General features: G+C 71.7%; 1 protein-coding gene and 1 rRNA gene. Both read right to left on the reverse strand.

The features are described from left to right. Positions 1-426 precede the first annotated feature (426 nt). Positions 427-1,596: an acetoin utilization protein AcuC gene (locus tag FOE67_RS24305; RefSeq protein WP_182666975.1), complete on the reverse strand. Its 1,170-nt coding sequence runs from the start codon at positions 1,594-1,596 to the stop codon at positions 427-429. 186 nt (positions 1,597-1,782) lie between these two features. After that, positions 1,783-1,899, reverse strand: a 5S ribosomal RNA gene (rrf, locus tag FOE67_RS24310). Positions 1,900-1,906: the final 7 nt, after the last annotated feature.

The following is a 1,906-nucleotide window of genomic DNA, read 5'->3' on the forward strand; positions in this document are numbered from 1 at the left end:
CCCCCGGCCTTCTCCGCCCTTCCCCGACCCGGCCGGGACTTCCCGGCGCCGTTCCGGAACGACCGGGCCGTCTTCTTCGATACCCCTTGACCTGCGTCGCAAAGCCCACGACTCCCCCGAACACGCCACCGGCCCGATTGGTGCTCTTTGCACCCATCGGCCCCGAGCGACCGCTCCGGACTTCCCCCGATACGGCCCGACACCGGCCATGACGGGCTGTCATCACCCGCTTCCCCGGCGGGTGGAGAGGTCCCGCCGGCCCCCCGGACGCGGCGGGGACGTAGCCGAAAAGCAGTCGCTTTGTCGACACTCCATTCCCCCATCGGTACCGGTCGACCCGCGCACCACGACCACACCGTCGGTCACTCCGCCGTAGTCCCGGCTCATCCGGGCCGGTCCTCCGGGGACCACCGGGGGCCGCGGCCCTCACACCAGCAGGCCGTGCGCGGGGTAGATCGCCCGGCGCGTGGCCATCACCGCCCGGTCCACCGGGTTCGCCGGATCGTAGCCCTCCTCCCAGGGCCGCCAGGACGGGGTCCGCCCGTCCGTCATCCGGTGCGGACCGGCGCCCATCGTCCGCGCGTAGACCAGGCCCCGCCAGTTCTCGGGAACCGGAGTCGTCAGCTCGATGGGCGCGTGCCCGGCGATCGCGGTCAGATGCGTCCAGCTGCGCGGCACGACGTCGACCACCGCGTAGCCACCACCGCCCAGCGCCAACCATCGGCCGTCGGCGTGCTCGTGCGCCCAGGCGTGACAGGACTCCATCGAGGAGCGCTGCGCGTCCAGGGTGAGCGCCAGATGGGCCAGCGGGTCCTCGATGTGGGTGTCGGCCCCGTGCTGCGTCACCAGGACCTCGGGGCCGAAGGAGGCCAACAGCTCGGGCACCACGCCGTGCAGGGCGCGCAACCAGTCGTGATCGGTGATGCCCGGCGGCAGCGCGAGGTTGACGGCCGTACCGGCGGCGTTGCCCTCTCCGTTCTCCTCCGCCCAGCCGGTTCCGGGGAAGAGGGAACGGGGGTCCTGGTGCAGGGAGATCGTCAGAACCCGGGGATCCTCCCAGAAGGCCGCCTGGACACCGTCCCCGTGGTGGACGTCCAGATCGAGGTAGGCCACCCGGCGGGCCCCGCGCTCCAGGAGGCGGGCGATGGCGAGCGCGGCGTCGTTGTAGACGCAGAAGCCGGCGGCGGCCCCGGGCATGGCGTGGTGCAGGCCGCCGGAGAAGTTGACGGCGTGGGTGTCGGGCCGGGACCACACCCGGTCCGCGGCGGCCACGGAGAGGCCGGCGATCAGGGAGGAGGCCTCGTGCATCCCCTCGAAGGCGGGGGTGTCCTCGGTGCCCAGGCCGTAGGCGGGGTCCGCCTTCATCGGGTCCGCGGAGGCGGCCCGGACGGCCGCGACGTAGTCCGGGCGGTGAACCAGCCGCAGGGTCGAGTCACCCGCCGCGGGCGCGCTCTCGACGGTGAGCCGACGGTCGAGGCCGAACTCCTCGACCAGGCGCATGGTCAGCTCCAGACGGATCGGGTCCATCGGATGCCCGGGGCCGAAGTCGTAGCGGGTAACGCCCTCGTCCCACATCAGCCATGCTTCACCACTCATGCGGGCCACCGTACCCAAGGGTCGAGGGGAAACGGGCACTCGGTGCCCCCGGGGCGCCGGTGAGTCCCGTCGCGGCCCGGGCCTCCCTGCCGAACCGGGGGCGGCAGGGAGGCGGAAAACACAAAAGGAGAGGGTCTTCCCCACCCGGCTCACACCGGGAGGAAAGACCCTCTCCATTCAAAGATTGTTCGGCGGCGACCTACTCTCCCACACGGTCCCCCGTGCAGTACCATCGGCGCTGAAAGGCTTAGCTTCCGGGTTCGGAATGTAACCGGGCGTTTCCCCTTCGCCATGACCACCGAAACACTGC

The organism is Streptomyces calidiresistens, assembly GCF_014141525.1.
Classification (GTDB): domain Bacteria; phylum Actinomycetota; class Actinomycetes; order Streptomycetales; family Streptomycetaceae; genus Streptomyces; species Streptomyces calidiresistens.